Below are 15,413 nucleotides of genomic sequence, written 5' to 3'. Positions count from 1 at the left end.
CCATGTCAGGCGTCCGCCTCATTGCGGGCCTGGGCAATCCAGGTCCGCGATACGCCGATACCCGCCACAATGTCGGTGCGCGTCTGGTACGGAACCTGGCGGACCGTTTCAGAATCCCGCTGGTAAACGAAAGCCGCTTCAAAGGTGAACTGGGCAGGGGCGACCTGCTTGGTCATGACATACGGCTGCTGATCCCCGCTACCTATATGAATCTGAGTGGCGAGTCCGTCGGTGCGGTTGCCCGGTTCTACAGGATCGAAAGCCACGAAATCCTGATCGCCTATGATGAAATGGCCTTCGAACCCGGTGTTGTGCGTCTGCGGCAGGGTGGCGGTGCGAATGGCCACAACGGCATCACCAGTGTCATTGCCGGTCTTGGCAATGACCGCAATTTCCATCGACTGCGGATCGGAGTCGGCCATCCAGGCAGCAGGGAAATGGTCACGGCCTTTCTGACCTCGATCCGCATGCCGGAATCCGAGCGCGCACTGGTGGATGCGGCCTGCACACTGCCGGATGCAGTACTCGCCGAACTGCTGGACGGCAACTTTGCAAAAGCCATGAACCAGCTTCATGCGCCGGCGGAAAAGCCGTCGCCGGATCAGAAGGAGAAACCGTAGTGGGCTTCAAATGTGGCATCGTAGGACTGCCTAACGTCGGCAAGTCGACCCTCTTCAACGCACTGACGAAAGCGGGCATCGATGCGGAAAACTTTCCCTTCTGCACCATCGATCCCAATACCGGCGTGGTGCCTGTACCGGATCCGCGCCTGGAACAGATAGCCGCACTGGCCAAGTCACAGAAGATCGTCCGCACAGCGATGGAGTTTGTCGATATCGCCGGCCTGGTGGCAGGTGCGAGCAAGGGGGAAGGTCTGGGTAACCAGTTTCTTGCCCACATCCGCGAGACAGACGCCATTGCCCATGTGGTCCGCTGCTTTGAAGACGACAATGTGATTCACGTATCCGGTTCGGTGTCGCCAAAAGACGACATCGAAATCATCGACACGGAACTGGCTCTGGCGGACATGGAGACCGTCGCCAAGGTATTCGAGCGCACGCGGCGGGTAGCGGGCTCCGGAGACAAGGACGCCCGAACGCTGCTGGCGGTTCTGGAAGTTGTCCAGGCGGGACTCGATGAGGGACGTCCGGTACGCAGTCTGGGACTGCCTGCAGAACAGCTGGCCCAGCTGCATGAGCTGCATCTGATTACCGCGAAGCCCGTGCTGTACGTTGCCAACGTTTCCGAAGAAGGCTTTGAAAACAATCCCCTGCTGGATCAGGTGAAGGCCGTCGCGGCTGCCGAAGGTTCGGAGGTGGTCGCGATCTGCAACAAGATAGAGGCAGAAATCTCCGAGCTCGAGGAATCCGAGAAAGCGGAGTTTCTCGAAGCGCTGGGCATCGAGGAGCCCGGGCTCAACAGAATGATCCGCGCCGGATATGAACTGCTGGGCCTGCACCACTATTTCACCGCGGGTCCCAAAGAAGCGCGCGCCTGGACCATTCCCATCGGCACCCGTGCGCCCCAGGCGGCGGCCGTCATACATACCGATTTCGAAAAAGGCTTCATCCGCGCCGAGGTCATCGGCTTCGATGACTACATCGCCTGCAATGGCGAACAGGGTGCCAAGGATGCGGGCAAGTGGCGGCTTGAAGGCAAGGAATATGTGGTACAGGATGGCGACGTCATTCTGTTCCGGTTTAACGTCTAACGCTTCACTGGGAACGGCTGACAGTATCCTGCACAGTGCATGCGGCCTGTGTGGACTGAGAAAATCACCCAGACAAACGGGGAAGACAAATGAGCGACTATGACACCTCTGGCAGCCAGGGCGGTGCAACCGGCCAGACCACGGGCGGCTCCATTGAACGCACACTGGCGGGTCAGGCGGACCTCGATCTGTCCGATGTACTGCGGGAGGCCTGGGAGAAGTCCGCCGGGGTGAGATCCATCGTGCTGATCAGCGGTGTGGTGATGGTGCTGATCGCGATGTTCGTCTCGGGCATTTTCGGATTGATGTTCGGTTATGCGGATCAGACCTTTGTCGAATCACTCATTCTCCAGTGTCTGAATTCCGCCGCCACCTATCCGCTCGTCGCCGGCATATTCATGGTCTGCCTGGCTCACAGCGTGGGACGGTCTGTGGATCTGAACATGGCGTTCGGCTTCTATTCTCTGTTTGTGCCCCTGGCAATTATCGGCATCATCCAGTCGGCGCTGACCGCCATCGGCATGCTGCTTCTCGTGTTACCGGGACTGTATCTGGCACTCGCCCTGTCGCTGGCAATTCCGCTGAAAGTGGAGCGGGATCTGCCCATCGGCGATTGTCTGATGATGTCGCTGAAGCTGGTGAACGCGAAGTTCGTCAATGTGCTGCTGATCGCCCTGATGGGTGTGGTGGCGATGGCGCTGGGATTCATCACGCTGATCGGCTGGATCTGGACTGTGCCCTGGACGGCGATGATGTTCGCGATCACCTACCGGCAACTGGCGGGTGTGCGCGGCGAAGGATCAGTGGCGGGCTGAATGTGTCGGCTGCGCTCTGAATGCGTCAGCCCTGCGCTGACGGGTCAGCAGCGGGGGGAGGAAGAATTCCTCGACCAGCAGACGGCTGTGCGGCGTTGCGCGGTTCCACCAGAGGCTCACCCGTCCGGGTACGCGGCGCGCCCGATCCCGCATTTCGAGTGCGAACGGCGGGAATACCCGCTGCCAGCGCCGATCCCGGAACAGGACTTCCGCCAGGGGCTGGCGCTGCAGCTGACGCAGCACCCTGACCGAGGGGTCGTCGAGGAGGGTCAGCGTGCGGGCGAGCAGGACCGGCCGGGCCTTCACGCTGAGCACGACCTCCCGGGCGTAGAGGGTCCGTCTGCCGCTGTCCAGCAGGAGACTCTCCCAGAGCGCACCGCGAGAGGGGCCTTCCCGGACGGGCTCCACCTCGGGTGCCTGGCCCAGAAACTTACCGATTGCAGCGGTCATGGAACCGGGAACATCCACCCAGATCCTGGCTGCGGGCGGGATATCTGACTGCAAAGGCAGGATACGCGTGGTGTGGGGGGAGACGGCGGGGTTCGGGTGCGCAGGACAGGGTGTCAAGTTCGGTGCCAGTTCGACTTCGGGGCGCGGACTATAGGGGGCTTCCTGTCGCGGTTCAATTTCCCGCTCAAGCTGATACGGTAGCATCAGCTGGCGGGGCGGGAGAATTGACATCCCGCAGCCGCTCCCCGAAAATTCCGCCCCCATCGGCCACCAGGCGCCGGTGATCCGTGGCTACGTAGCTCAGTTGGTTAGAGCACAGCATTCATAATGCTGGGGTCGGTGGTTCGAGCCCACCCGTAGCTACCAACCCGTTTGCCTGCGGTGCGCATCCGAGAAAGCGCTTCGCTGAACAACCTGTTCGACATCTACTGCCAGGGTGCAATGAGATCCCGGAGCAGGCGCCCCGGGGGTCCTTCCCCTTCTTTGCGCATCGCTGCACAACAGTTCACATACACGGCGACTGCCTCCGAGTGACGTTCGATCTGGAGCAACAATCCGATGCACTCGATTGCCAGGATCTGTTGTTCAGGGTGCAGTTCAATTGCGCAGCGGCAACCTTCCAGGGCCGCGGTAATTTCGTTGCGGTCACGCAACTCCCGACACAGCCGGGCTACGGCAGCAGCGAATAACCCGGCCAGCCGGCGCCTGGCTGGCAGGCTCACTTCGTCCTCTGCTGCGTCAGCGAACAGGCGCCCCCGGTATACAGCCAGGATGCGCCGCAGCCGGTCAGCGACATCGCCCCTGGTTTCATCCAGGGCGACAAGGCGTTCGAAGGCCATCACATCCAGCCAGACCAGTTCTTCGTTGATCCGCAGTCGGCCGCCCTGCTGGATCACCGTGCACTGCCCCAGCAGACTGCGCAGGCGCTTCACAGTCGTTTTCAGCGCAGCTCGGGCATGGTCGCCGTCGGATTCAGGCCACAGTGAATCGGCCAGCTCGTCCAGCGAGCGGGATTCTGCGCCGGCGCTGAGCAGGGCGCGGAGAAGTTCCAGAGGTTTGCCTGGCAGCCGCGCCGGAAACTCCTTACGCACACCGTTCTCATAGATCTGCAGAGGCCCCAGCGCATGAATGCGAATCGGCCAGGGCCAGCGTTCGGCTGGAAGACCCGACGGCGGTCGCAGTCGATTGGCGCGTATCAGGCTTTTTGTATAGTCGGGCTCAATGTTCAGATCACACGCCAGCGCCACCACGGTTGCAAGTTCATCGGGGCTGACAAAGACACAGCGGACAAAGCCGCCCTGGCGCCCCACGGCCATCGCCGCTGCCACCGCCCGATTGCACAGCAGGTGACGACCGGCTTCCTTGAGACACACCGCGAGCTGGAGACGTGCCAGAAATTCCAGATTCCAGGATCCGAGGAGTCGAGTCAGGCGGCGTCCGCGCCGCAGCAAAGAGAATCCCTGCTGCCTTGCGCCGGAACGGAACAGCGTCCGACCGAGCAGAATCGAGGAAACCGCGTCACCGGCGAGGTGCTTGTTCCTGAACAGTCTGCCGATCACGGCGTCCAGTTGTTCACGGGCGGCGGATAGCTGGCCATCCTGCAGGTCGGCCCAGGCGCGCAACAGGTGCCTGTGGCCGGAGTCATGTTCCCGCTCGGCATCTCCACTGGCTGCCATGTCATCCAGGGCGCCGTGAGCATCCTCGGTGCGACCCTGGGCAAGTGCATCGTAGGCAATCTGACTGACCACCAGAGTGTGCACGGCCGTAAGACCTGCCTGACAAACTTCCCGAGCCAGTGACTCCAGGGATGAGCGCGTGAAATCCGGTTCGGGATCAAACCACATCCGAAAGCTCTGCCCCTGAACCGCGCATCCCGCCCGCAGGTGTAAGGGCAACTCGTCCAGTATGCTCTCGAGAGCGTTGAGTGCGTCCGCGGCCGGCCGGCGCCGTCCGAGATGCCAGATCTGGCGGATCAGAAAGGAGGCGGCTGTGCCGCCACGGATAGTGGCCGGCAGAGTGGAGTTGGTAATCACTCCCAGCGCTGCCGGGTCGAGTTCGTCGAATTCCTTATTGAAACCCGCCGACCAGAGTGCGGCCGTGTAGCGTCCCTCGACTATGCGGACGTGCAGCAATGGATCGGCAGGCAACGGAAGTACCCGCTCAGCCTGTTTGAGCCGATTCACCAGAATGTCCATTGTGGGACTCAGGCTCCACAGCATACGGTGGCCTTCAAGGCAACGACTCCAGGCGAGGTAGGCGAGCCGACTGCATCCTCGCTGCACCAGAATGTCGAATGCAGCCAGCAGCACCTCAACAGCGCGGGATGGGTTTCTGGGCAGCAGGCACGCACCCTGCCAGTACTGAACTTCAGGCGAGTCCGCGATACGCTCCGCGGGTAAATGCCGCAGCCAGTGGGCGAGACGATCCACACGACCGAGCGAAAGTTCGTCTTCGGCATGAAACGCGATGACAGCCTGCAGTTCATCGAACGCGCCGATCTCGGCAAACCGCTCGATGGAGCGATCGGGGTCACCGGCAGCCGCCAGCAGTGTCGCCGATCGATGAATCAGTGCCCGGATCTCATGCGCTGGCAAGGTGCTGCGCGCAGCTTCCTGCAGGGTTTCGATCAGCAGTGTGTGATACCGGTAGCCGGGAGTAGTGCCGGGCAGCCGGGTGACCAGTGCATGATCGCTGACCAATCGCTCGAGGACATTGGCGGCATCTTCACGTCCACTGAGTTCGTTCGCCATGGCCGGGCTCACTTCTGGCAACCAGGCGGTTCGCATCAGGAATCGACGCAGCGCGCCACTCAGCGGATGCAGGATCAGGTTGTGGAGGTAGTCGGATACCAGTGACTGACCGGTTGCCAGCATGGCGGCCAGATGATGTTCGTGCAGCAGCAGCACTACACCGGCCGGCCAGCCCTCGGATCGCTCCCACACCTTGTGGGCCAGCTCCACCGTGGTCCTCGCCCGGTTTTCCCGCCGCATAACCTGGGCGGTCTCGTCTTCCGTAAAGCGCAGGTCTTCTATCCCCAGCACAGTCAGACTGCCATTGCCGAGCAGGGTGGCCATGCGACCGACCGGGGGGTGTCGGCTGGCGATCAGCCAGCTGCCCGGCGGCAGACGGCTGATACCTTCGCAGACAAGCACATGCACAGGAGAGTCGGCGGCCAGCACCTGATGATTGTCCAGGATGATGAGTGTCCCCACCGGCAGCCGCTCGGCCAGCGCGTCGAAGAACAACCGCGCAAAGCCGTCGATGCTGAGACCCTCTTCGGGGGTCAGGGCAGGCAGCACCCGTATGTCGATCAGCTGCAGTGCCTCGGTCAGCCGGGCTGCAAATAAAAAGGGGTCGGCATCCTCCGATTCCAGGTGATACCAGACAGGGGTCAGTTGGCGGTGAGCCTGATAGCCGGCCGCCAGACTGGTCTTGCCATATCCCTGCGGCGCTGCCAGCCACACGGCCCCACACTGACGGCCCAGATCTATCGCGTCGTAAAGGCGTTCCCGGGCAACGAGGTCGCTGCGCACGGGCGGGCGCATACGTACCGAGCGGTGTGTGCCTGATTCCCGCGGCAGAGGCTCGACATCGCGCTCTATCACCCGGGCCATCATTGTGCGCAGCCTGAATGGGATACCCGAAAAGATATCCCCAAGGCCGGGCGATGTCGACTGCCGGCTTTAACCCACGGTCGCGGCGTACGCCGCTAGCGGCTGCCTGATTCTCCGTTCACTGTATACCGGGGCAGGTCCCTGCGCTGGCATAGCTGGCATGGATCTGGGTCATTTCTTCGTGCAGCGCGATCATCTGATCCTGATCCTCCTCCAATGCCTGAAACGCGGTTACAAGGCGGGTTTCCCCGGGTCGGTCGGGGTCCTCCCGCTCGACCATCGTCGGCCGGTCACCCACAGCGGCCAGCGCTTCCAGCTGGCGTTCGAAGAATCGGCTCGTCCACCAGATATCCGCATACATCTCAGTAATGAAGGCGCGCGCGCGAACGAAAGCGTCAGCCAGAGCCCGCTGTTCGAGCAACACCTGCGCCGTATGCGTCGGTACCACCATACGTGTGGCGTAGTCCCAGACTTCCTCTTCGGTTGGAGGTACCAGGAAGCCATTCAACTCGTCCTGCAGATTGGTCTGCAGCAGGCGCGCCCGACCTTCGCTGCGGACGGCAAGGGCGGTAGCCTCCTCCGGGGTGGTAGGTGGAATCATGATCTGGGGCGCGCGACCGTCGGCCATGTTTGCCCGATCCCGGGCTTCGATCAGCGACAGCTCGGTGTAGTAGGCGTTGCGTGACTGTGGCGACAGTTCATTGACAAAGTTGGTCATGGCGTTGGCTTCCAATCGGGTCCGGGTCGCCAGCAGGCGAGTCTCCTGGATCAACTGATGGACCTGCTGGTCGCGCAGGTCCGTATACTGCGCAATGCGCTGTTCTGTGTCCCCAAAGATTGCCTGGAGCAACGCGGATACTCCAAAACCACCGATCGCTACTACAGGTGCGAACGGGCCGGATACGAACATACCAACAGCGTTGGTGAGCAGCCCCACACTCCGATCCACCACAATGTCGGCGAGCTCATCGGCCTGACGGCCGCTGAAGTAGAGCGTCTCCAGTGTGCTGTTGATGTCATCGATTAGGAGCAGGCTTGACATTGCGGCACCAGCGGTCTGGCGCGTTGCACGTCTGGGGTCGGTGTCGACCAACTCAGCGATCTTCTCGCGATCATGCTCACCCTGAGCTTTCTCCTGACTGGCCTCTCCGGACAGCCGGCCGATGACGCGCGCCTCCGCCTCGATCTCGTTTGCACGGTCCAGCACTGCAGCAGGCACAAGACCGTCCTCGACGTCCTGCACGTCGTCATTCATGTCGATGATTTCATCGAGCAGCGTCTGATTGGAATTAGCGGTCATGGTCGCGCAGCCGCCCATCAGCAACATTGCGGACAGTCCGATAAGAGGGAGGATGCGCATCGCTAGAGCCGCCCCGGACACAGTATCGCGGTATTCAGATCTTCACCGCCTGTCTCCGCAGCGTCTCGGGCCGTGACCGCCGCCCGGGAGTCGTCACGCAGCCCGTCCATCAAACCCAGAATGGATGCGAGGTTCTCATCAGCACTGGCCGCGCGCCCGGTGTCAGAGATACCGAGTTCCATCAGTTGCTGATCTCTGTTAGCGAGATCAGATTCCATCCGGCTGTACGTCGATTCGATCGAATCCAGCCACGCGACCATCGCCCCCTGGCGCTGCCGAGACTCTATGAATTGTCCTTCTCCGAGGTCGCTGCCGATTGCGGGTATAGCCGCCACATCCTGGCGCATTGCGTAGGTCTGCAGATTGAGTCCGGCAAGGTCGTATCTTGTGAAGTCGACGTACTCGGATGCCGTATCGAATACCGTGAGTCGATCGATTGAGTTGAAGGTTTCGACAACGAGTCCTTCGGTGTAGTACAGCAGTTGCTCCAGCACGCCCTGGCGCAGACGTTGCAGACGTTCATAGGCGGTCTCGGCACCGAGCAGCGACAGAATTCCGTTGACGATCCCCTGGACGACGGTACCGACTCCCAGGGTGGCCGCTCCCAGCATAAGGCTGTCCATCCTGTCGGAGTCCGAGGCGACAAACCAATCCTCTTCCTCCCGCAATGCCTCTTCAAAGTATGCGAGCGCCTTCAGCAGATCTCTCACAATGGATACGGCCGAGGCCATCCGCCGTCGTTCTTCCTGCACCAGGGACAGACCTTGTGCTACCTCGTTGCGCTCGTCGATCAGCGAATAGTCGGATTCGGCCGCGTTGCGTGAATCGTTGACCGAGGTGCTGGCCAGAGCCATGAGATCCCTTGCCTCGGCGCGGCGTCGCTCGATCTCTTCTCTGCACTCAGTGGTTGAACAACTCGCGTACAGATCGTCGAGGTTGGCCATGGTCTGAGCATACGACTCCTCGATTTCCGAGTAGGTGCGTTCGCCACTCTGGGTATAGAGCGTCAGGCAGCCACCCAGCAACCAGGGAAGACACAGGAGGGTCAGTCTGCGCATCATTTCAGCTTCCTCCTCAGAAGCGCATCCGCGCGCCGAGCGTTGCGGTACCGATGCGCTGGTCGTCGTTGCCGACGACCACATCGTAGGAAATTCCGATCACTGTCGCGGGCCGGATGATGAAGCTCATCGACGCGCCGATGCGTTCCCAGTTGCGATCGGGATCATCCAGATCCGCCAGGATCAGGTCGCCGCCACCGGCGTTATCCGTCACCCGCAGCCGGTTGCTGGCGTGTTCGAACTCGTGTTCGTAGGACGCACGCAAGGCCAGCGCCCAGTGGCCCCAGGGCTGTGACGAAAGCCAGGCCCAGCGGGCTCCCAGAGCGCCGACGCGGGAGTCATTTGAGGTGCTGTCTACCTCGAACACATCATCACTGCCCGCGGGTCCCCGCTCGGTGTAGCCGTCGACCTTCACATGGGTGTCGCTGTAGCGCGCGTGGGCGCCGAAGACCTGATTACCCCAGGTGACGTCGCGACCCACCAGGAGTGAAAGGCTGCGCTGGTCGCTGTCGGTCGAGGATTCGACCCGGCCTGGGATTGACCCGTCGGGGTCGAGCGGTCGCCACTGGTCGTAGTCGGTCACACCGTAGGTCAGGGTGCCGTTGGCGTAGTAGCCGCTGGTGTCCGCCCAGCCTGCGTAGAGCACCCCCCCGCTGCTGTCACTTTCGAGTTTGCCGCCATCGCGGTAATCCGCATCACCGACCGAATAGCTCACACCACCTCCCACCACCAGCCGCGGTGTCACGAAGTAATCGAGTCCGAACAGCAGATTGACGCCGGTGAAATCGAAGCCGGTGGAGCCCGCCGAGCGGCTGAAGTGGCCGCGGTCGTAGCCGCCGCCGAGGTAGGCCGTCCAGCGGTCTGCGCTGGCCAGATTGACCGACCCCTTGCTCTCGCCGTTGGCGAACAGCGGCTCGGCGGCCGTGGCGAGGTGCTCGCGCTCGAAGTCGCCGGTCAGGGTCATGGCTGCCAGGGCGCCCAGCAGATCCGCACCACCGTTCCACTCAGAAGCGGTTCCACAGGCTCCGCGTCCATCGTCGCTGGGGAGCGCTCTGGCCATCCAATCCTGGGTGAGGCCGGCGGCGGGACCGCAGCTCACCGGAGCACCTGCGGCCAGTCGCCGCTGCGCGATATCGGCGACGGCATTGGCCGTCTGCTGAGCGACGGACTGGGGCGCGGCAACCTGTGTCTGGCGCACACGGCTGGTGGCCGGTGTGCTGCCGGTGCCGGTGCCCGGGGGTGACCCCGCACCCGGATCAGTGCCCGGGTCAGTGCCCGGGTCAGTGCCTGGATCGGGATCCGGAGTCGGGTCGGGATCCGGGTCGGGGTCAGGCGGGGGACCTGATCCCGGCACCGAGGTCAGCGACACCCGAACCCGGTTAGGCTCGAACAGGATGTCTGCACTGGAAACATGATCGGGTATTTGAACGTCGCTGAACTGCCCGGCAACACCACCGCTGGCTGTGAGGATGACGAAATCGAAGTCACCATCCAGGCTTGCCGGCATGGTCAGACGCAGGGTGCCGGAGAGGGTTGCTGTGCCGGTGATCTCGAGCAGACCGGCATTGACCCCGTCGAACTCGATTTCCATCACACCGTTCTGATCGAGGGTGAAATTACCGCTGATGCGCAGCCGTCCCGTGCTACCCACCGGACCGACCAGGCCACTGACCAGCAGGCTGCCGCCCACCAGGCCGGTGCTGCGCAGCATCCCATCGGGCCGCACGTTCACGTCGCCGGTTCGAATACCGGTGGAGAAATCGTTGAAGTAAAGCTCACCCGCGATCACCTCGACCGTGCCTGGTACAGACTGTTCGTCCATGACGTCGATGAAGCGTTCCAGCGTTACACGGCCGACACCGTCGATCTGCAACTCCTCAAAACCCGAAACCAGCATGTCGTTACGGAGTCTGATACCGCCGTTATCAGGCTCAAGGAAGAGTAGATCGCGGCCGGCACCGCCACGGATCTGCGCGCCCGGATCGGTGGCAACATCACCTCCTGCAAGCCAGTTGAACACATCGTCGCCACTGCCCAGCGTGACGAAACCTGTGATCTCGCCGGAGTTATTGACGGTATAGCTGGCATCGCCGGTTGAACCTGCGATCAGATCCCCGTCGATAAGCCCGGCGTTGAGTACGGGTACCGCCGCAGTACCCACGGAACTGGCGAGGACCACGGACCCCAGAATTTCCCCGCCCGCCCGATTGGAAAATGACATTGAGGGCGAAGGTGAAGTACCGACGATGAAAAGCTCCACCGCAGTGGAAGATGCAGTCTCGATGAGGCCACTGTTGTCAAAGGTCAGATTGGTGCCGTACAGGTCTACAGCTGTCGAATCGCCCGCAACGCTGATCGTACCTTCGTTGTAGAGACCGACCGCGGCGTTGCCCGTGAAGTTGGCGTTCGCCACCCCCCTGCCGTTGAGGCCAGTCGTTCGGGTGGCGATCGTTCCGGTGTTGCGGATGTCCACGGACTGAGTCGAATTCCAGAAGATGCCGCTGTTCAACCCGTTTCCAACACCGGTGGTCTCGATCAGGCCCGCGTTGATCACCGACACCGTGCCGCCGGGTAGGAACCCACCCATGAACTGCAGCGCACTGCCGTCACCACCGATCCCAGAGCGGATCACACCAGCCGCGTCATTCTGAACAGTGATGCTCGATCCACCAGCCAGCCACAGCCCGGAACGGCCCTCGATCGTGCCGCTGTTGGAGACCGAGACGGAAGCGAAGACCGAATTACCCAGGCCAACAAAGACGGCGTTGGATACCGCCTCTCCGCGACTGATGAGCTGGCCGGTGTTCGACAGAGTGAAGGAGCGCCCACCGGCGCTGGCGCCGAGTCCCCCGACCGAATTGCGAATCACCTCCGCTCCCGCCTCGATGCGCCCGCTGTTGGCAATGCGCACATCGACTGTCCCGCCCGCAGTGATCGCCGGCTGGGTGTTGAAGTAGAGGCCGAAACTGCTAGTCAGTCCGCCACCAGGCGCTACAGACGAGGTGCTGTGGATCAATCCGTTGTTGGTGATATCGAACAGGATCGGAGCACCGCCGTTGTTGTTGGTAGCGGTGGAAAAGCGCATGCCATTACCGGACAGGTTCTCGATCACGCCTCCCACCCGGTTGAGAAGGACGGCACCGTTGACGTTCTGCAGATCGACAGAGCCGACGCTCCAGCTGGTGCTGCCGAGTGTGCCCGACCGAATTAGGCCGGAGTTGTCGAGGCTGAAGTTGCTGCCCAGAGTTGCGACGACGGCGGACAGGTCGGCGCCGCCCGCGGTGACACCGCCGCGGATCGTGCCAAGGTTGTTCAGGCTGTGATCATCGCCGCGCAGATAGATGGCACCGTTGGAGGTGGCCGTCACCGAAGCGTCGGCCTGCACCAGCACGCTCAGATCAGAGATACCCGCCGCCACCACCCGGAAGCCATCGAGGTCGTCGCCGCTGCAGGTGACGCCGTTGCCGCTGGCTGGCGGATCGGGGAGGCAGTCGGCGACGGCCGTGCCGCCCGCCCAGATCACTATCACTCCGATCCAGATCGAGAACCGTCGCGATGCTCGCGAACCCGAATTTGCGTCAGTCATATCGCTCACTCGACCCTGTTGTGTTCTGCATTTCACTTCCCCCGAAGCCCCGCGGTTTACGCTAGCGTTCAGCAGGGGACAGATAGGTAACACCGGGGGGGAGCGCCGGGATCTCTTCAGGGTATCGACGGGAGCGGCTAGCCGGATGGCCAGTGCCGAAAAAAAAGATGCCATTTCACCCTCCAGACCAGCTGCTCAAAAATCGATGAACAGTATGGAAAGGGTTGTGGCTGCGATGAATCACCGGAACTGGTGAGTGCCTGGGTCAGGTTTTCTGGCGTGGGTACCAGATACATTCAACGCGGGTTCCTGGATTGAGAGGAACCAGTTTGAGGACCCCTTTGAGCTCTGTGGCGCGGCTTTTCATCGTCGTCAGTCCGCGGCCCGCGACCGCACCGCCGGTACTGAACCCACTGCCGTTGTCGGAGACAGACAGGGTCGCTCTGCCGGCAACGGGCTCGTATGCGGCAAGGATGGTGAGTTCAGTTGCACCAGAGTGCTTGACCACATTGGTCACGGCTTCCTGGACGATGCGTCCGAGGGTCAGCACGTCGTGGGGATTCAGCTCGAGATGGTCGAATGCGGGATCAAACTGCCAGGTAAAACGCATTCCGAGTGCACTGGCGGTATGCGAAAAGCGAGCCCGCAGCGAGCTGAACACTGCACCGAAAGCGCTTTCACCCGGATCCAGTGAATCGATGATCAGGCGCAGGTCTTCCAGGGCGAGTTTCAGCGGCGACACCATGGGTTTGAGCTGCACATCGCGTTCCGCGATTGCCAGGGCATGGACAATGTGACCGCCGAGTCCATCATGCATCTCCTGTAACAACCGTTGCCGCTCCCCGAAAAGTACCTGCTCATTTTCCAGAGCAAGATTGCGGGCGTATTGCCTGTCCAGTTCCCGGGTTTTCTCTTCGACCCGTGTTTCAAGCTCATCGTTGAGCTGCTCGGCGGTATCGAGTGCGGCTGCAAAGCGCCGGATCAGGCTCACGGAAAAGACGATCAGGGCGAAACCGGCGGCGAATGGCAGATACAGCACGTTGCCGTCGATGATGGTGAGGTTGTTGTAGGCGTAGTCCCGTAGCCCGACCAGAATCAGGAAGCACGTCAGGATCAGGAGGCTTTTGTTCTCCGCTGTCGGCTGCTGGCGGAGACTACTCAGCAGATTGATGAGAATGATCAGGCCAACTCCCAGGAGACCCGGGACCCAGATCCGGGTCTGGAAGAACAGGCTGTAGGAACCGAGCAATCCCGGCGCCAGTATCAACAGAGTGCCCACCAGCCCGAAAACCATGAGTCCGCGTTCGAGTTTCGGGTGGTGTTGATCGGTGAGCCGGTTTACGAAAACAAAGGCCGCAATTACGAACCAGCCGAGGGTAATGAGGGAGATGTTGAACCAGAGCCTGACACTGATGAGCGGCGGGTATTCGATCTGGGAGTGCATCAGATGTACCGCCCACAGGAACAACAGCAGCGAGTACCAGCCATAGACCGTATCCCGCCCCCGCCGTAACAGCCAGACCGACGTCATGATCGTCGCCAGCAACGCCATCGCGGCGATGATGGCCTGAATACTGAAGCGCTGCGCCCAGTCCAGATAGTCTGCGTACCCGGACAGCTCGGTCTTCGGACCGATGATGACCGAAGACATGGCTATTGAATCCAGCGGCGATACGGTTCGCAGGAATACGACCTCGGGCGGTGACGCAGCGAGGGGGTTGATGACGGAAAACGATACGGGATTGCGGGGAGTGGAGCGCTTTGAGTGAAGGTCACCGTGGGTTGCCAGCGGGCGCTGATCGATCCATAAAGCCAGATTGGAGAAGCGCGGGGAGGGCACAACCAGCATCCACTCGAGACCGGGAGTTTTCAGTGCATCCGGCAGGTCGAAGCGCCACCACAAACTGGAACCGCCGGGAGTGCCGTTGTAGTTGCGCGGGATCGGCACCCGGTCCCAATCCGCGTCCGGTCCAGGAGGTCGATCGACATCGGCGATGACACCCTCCGCCTCAGTCATCCGCCAGCGTTCGCTGACCATCCTCTGGCCATCGACGAGATACATGAGCGCGAAGAAGAGAGTCGGAATGCCAAACAGCAAGACCCAGAACGTCGGCCCGGGGCGACGCTCAGGTCCGGCGCCAGGGCACATCCACGAGTCCCAGCCGGGCCGCTTCGAACACCGCTTCGCTGCGTGAGCCGACCGCCAGCTTGCGATAGACGATGCGAGTGTGGGTGCCGACCGTGTTGACACTGAGCCCCAGCAAATCGGCAACCTCCTGGTAGGTGTAACCTTTGGCGGCGAGCCTGAGCACCTCGAGTTCCCTTTCGGTCAGGCCCGCCGATTCGGTATCGACTCCTTCTTGAGCGCTATCCTCGCGGAAGTGGCGGATCAGATAGCGGGCAATGACCGGACTGATTGGTGCACCGCCCGCCAGCAGTTCCTCGATGCTGGCGCAGATATCATGGGCTGGATCGGTTTTCAGCAGGTACCCGGAAGCGCCGGATCTGATCGCACGCAGCACCCGCTGCTCATCCCCGAACACCGTGATGACCATGATGGCCGGAACCCTGGACAGGCGCGTCGCGTACTGGATGATGTCCGCGCCATCACCATCCGGCAGTCCCAGATCCACCAGCAGCACGTCTGGCTGAACTTCCGCCAGTCGCGCCAGGGCTTCCGCGCAGCTCGCAGCTTCGCCGACTACAGCCAGGTTCGGGCAGGTGGCAATCTTGTCGATAAAACGTGCGCGCGTCTGCTCGTCGTCTTCGACGATCACGACAGTGCGAATCTGCGGCGGTTTCATTTACGCTACTTACAC

The 15,413-nt window shown here is 61.8% G+C and carries 10 protein-coding genes and 1 tRNA gene; 4 read left to right on the top strand and 7 right to left on the bottom strand.

Annotated elements, in window-relative coordinates; genetic code table 11:
- The first annotated feature begins 2 nt into the window (after nucleotides 1-2).
- From pth to R3E82_14560, 3 genes are all read left to right on the top strand, one after another.
- Nucleotides 3-620, top strand: coding sequence for an aminoacyl-tRNA hydrolase (gene pth / locus R3E82_14570; GenBank protein MEZ5552117.1), 618 nt, complete (start codon nucleotides 3-5; stop codon nucleotides 618-620).
- A complete protein-coding gene (ychF, locus tag R3E82_14565; GenBank protein MEZ5552116.1) occupies nucleotides 620-1,711 on the top strand; it encodes a redox-regulated ATPase YchF in 1,092 nt (363 codons plus the stop codon). The genes pth and ychF overlap by 1 nt, the downstream gene beginning before the upstream one ends.
- An 89-nt stretch (nucleotides 1,712-1,800) precedes the next feature.
- The gene (locus tag R3E82_14560) at nucleotides 1,801-2,526 is read left to right on the top strand and encodes a hypothetical protein (GenBank protein ID MEZ5552115.1); all 726 of its coding nucleotides are present in this window, start codon (nucleotides 1,801-1,803) and stop codon (nucleotides 2,524-2,526) included.
- On the opposite strand, the gene R3E82_14555 is transcribed toward R3E82_14560, so the two are convergent.
- Nucleotides 2,512-3,180, bottom strand: coding sequence for a chorismate lyase (locus R3E82_14555; protein MEZ5552114.1), 669 nt, complete (start codon nucleotides 3,178-3,180; stop codon nucleotides 2,512-2,514). The two genes, R3E82_14560 and R3E82_14555, sit on opposite strands and share 15 nt — an antisense overlap.
- Before the next feature lie 85 nt (nucleotides 3,181-3,265).
- On the opposite strand from R3E82_14555, the gene R3E82_14550 reads away from it, so the two are divergent.
- Nucleotides 3,266-3,342, top strand: a tRNA-Met gene (locus R3E82_14550).
- 59 nt (nucleotides 3,343-3,401) lie between these two features.
- Here the strand turns inward: R3E82_14550 and R3E82_14545 are convergent.
- From R3E82_14545 to R3E82_14520, 6 genes are all read right to left on the bottom strand, one after another.
- Nucleotides 3,402-6,593, bottom strand: coding sequence for a BTAD domain-containing putative transcriptional regulator (locus R3E82_14545; GenBank protein MEZ5552113.1), 3,192 nt, complete (start codon nucleotides 6,591-6,593; stop codon nucleotides 3,402-3,404).
- A gap of 115 nt (nucleotides 6,594-6,708) precedes the next feature.
- Complete coding sequence (locus tag R3E82_14540; protein ID MEZ5552112.1) at nucleotides 6,709-7,890, bottom strand: hypothetical protein; 1,182 nt, start codon at nucleotides 7,888-7,890, stop codon at nucleotides 6,709-6,711.
- A gap of 62 nt (nucleotides 7,891-7,952) precedes the next feature.
- The gene (locus tag R3E82_14535; GenBank protein MEZ5552111.1) at nucleotides 7,953-9,011 is read right to left on the bottom strand and encodes a hypothetical protein; all 1,059 of its coding nucleotides are present in this window, start codon (nucleotides 9,009-9,011) and stop codon (nucleotides 7,953-7,955) included.
- 13 nt (nucleotides 9,012-9,024) lie between these two features.
- On the bottom strand, nucleotides 9,025-12,531 hold the full coding sequence (locus R3E82_14530; protein ID MEZ5552110.1) for an autotransporter outer membrane beta-barrel domain-containing protein: 3,507 nt from the start codon (nucleotides 12,529-12,531) through the stop codon (nucleotides 9,025-9,027).
- Between the two features lie 328 nt (nucleotides 12,532-12,859).
- Entirely contained in the window at nucleotides 12,860-14,692 is a 1,833-nt protein-coding gene (locus tag R3E82_14525; GenBank protein ID MEZ5552109.1) for a hypothetical protein, read from the bottom strand.
- Between the two features lie 28 nt (nucleotides 14,693-14,720).
- Entirely contained in the window at nucleotides 14,721-15,398 is a 678-nt protein-coding gene (locus R3E82_14520; protein MEZ5552108.1) for a response regulator transcription factor, read from the bottom strand.
- Nucleotides 15,399-15,413: the final 15 nt, after the last annotated feature.

It is taken from the genome of Pseudomonadales bacterium (assembly GCA_041395945.1).
Lineage (GTDB): Bacteria > Pseudomonadota > Gammaproteobacteria > Pseudomonadales > Azotimanducaceae > SZUA-309.
The sequence above is the reverse complement of the archived record's forward strand: the minus strand, read 5'-3'. Positions and strand labels throughout refer to the sequence as shown.